Source organism: Moorena sp. SIO3I6 (assembly GCF_010672095.1).
On sequence record NZ_JAAHHU010001162.1, the window covers coordinates 1 to 1,614 of the forward strand.

1 protein-coding gene and 1 pseudogene are annotated in these 1,614 nt (G+C 47.6%); both read right to left on the reverse strand.

The annotated features are described in order from the left end of the window. Window positions 1-317 precede the first annotated feature (317 nt). Window positions 318-1,427: an anthranilate phosphoribosyltransferase family protein gene (locus tag F6K49_RS47270; RefSeq protein ID WP_293060451.1), complete on the reverse strand. Its 1,110-nt coding sequence runs from the start codon at window positions 1,425-1,427 to the stop codon at window positions 318-320. Window positions 1,428-1,457: 30 nt separating this feature from the next. After that, window positions 1,458-1,614: pseudogene (locus tag F6K49_RS47275) on the reverse strand (LysR family transcriptional regulator); the annotation flags it as partial.

A 1,614-nucleotide genomic window follows, 5' to 3' on the forward strand; every position in this document is an offset into this window, starting at 1 on the left:
TGTGGAGTTGGCAAGAAGCCTACACTGAACTCGAAGAGTCAGTGTAGGAGTATGTCACTATTGTAAGCATATGCGCTACGCGCACGCTGCGCGAACAGCAGTCAGCAGTCAGCAGTCAGCTTTATGACACAGGCCACAAGTCCTGTGACAACACTGCAGCATTATTCCAATGCTTACCGATTTTATTCAAAAGCTGTTCGGTGTAGCTTGCCCTATGCTCATAAGCACATCAAGTAGCGTGGCACAGGCTTCTAGCCTGTGACTCATTAGCTGATAGCTGATAGCTGATAGCTGATAGCTGAATACTTACCTTCTGTTTATTGAAGCTTGTGTAAGTAATCAACAATTTCGTTAAATTTTTGCTCCACATTACCACTGGTGAATAAATCTTCAGCCTTGGCCAGACCTGCTGTTAAATCTTGGCAAATACCACAACGCCACAGATAAAACCCACCATTCCAGATAGCGGCTGGCATCAATGGGTTGGATTTACCCTTTAGGATTTCCTGGTACTGTGCCAGCAGTGTAGTGGTTGACTCAAACGGTAACTCCTTGCCAGCCAAACCGTATTCACTCGGATGGAGTAGCAAACGCTCAAACCCTTGACTGGCTGATGGTTGACTAATGGCTATGATGGCAGTGCGATCGCGTGGTAGGTCACAGCTACCCTCTAAGCCTTTGACAAAGGTAAAATTCTTGACAAGACGCAGCTGACATGTCTGTCTAAACAGATTTTCTGTAGGTGGATGAACATACCCGGCAACATGATGAGTTTCTCCTTGATCACCAGACCTATAGGCAGACCATAGAATTTCCATGGTTGCTATCGGTGGACGTTTCCCGATTTGGTCGCGGTAGCAAACTAACTGATCAGCTTGGGGAAAATGCTGGGGTAAATAGATAAATCCTAAGCCAGTTCTCTCCAATATTTGTTGCACCTGGGGCACAGAAAGTTGGGAGAAATCCATTCCCAATCCCTGCCAAATCTGAATTAAGGGGACTCCATACTTAGTGGGCATACAATCTCCCCCATGCATGACCACAGGTACCCCAGCAGTAGCTAAGACTAAGGCGGTCAGGGGTGTGACTGGTGCAGTACGGCTTCGTCCATCATAGGGTGTTCCTAACACTGTAATCCCCAGGGATGAAGCAGACGAAAGTGACCGAGAGGCATCTTGCCCATGGTTGATGTCCCAGGGTTCTAACCTTGGTCCAAGTTGGTCATAAGCATCTAACATTCCTGCCAGTTCTTCACTGGTCGGTCGTTTGATGCGGTGGGCAATCATAAATGCTCCAATTTGCGCTGGTGTAGCCTCTTGTGTCAACATGAGGCGGATTGCAGTGGTGGCTTCCTCACGAGTTAACGCTTTCCCAGTGTGTACACCACTGCCCACTTTCTTTAATAATTCCCTGAAGGCATTACTCATTAGTGATTAGTCCAAAGCTGGAAACAGTGATCAAGCTTGAGCAAGGGCTGGCAGCTGGACGTTCCAAGCCTGAACTGTTGGCATGTCCAGCTGACGCACCAGTTGACAAAAATGCTGAATTGGTGGAATGTCTAAGCGATCGCGAGTCGTGACTAAGACCACTTGACGAGTCCACTTGGAATCCAAG

Bases quoted from the DNA above. Each gene is read 5' to 3' on its own strand.
- F6K49_RS47270 (WP_293060451.1), bottom strand. From the start codon at position 1,427: ATGAGTAATGCCTTCAGGGAATTATTAAAGAAAGTGGGCAGTGGTGTA.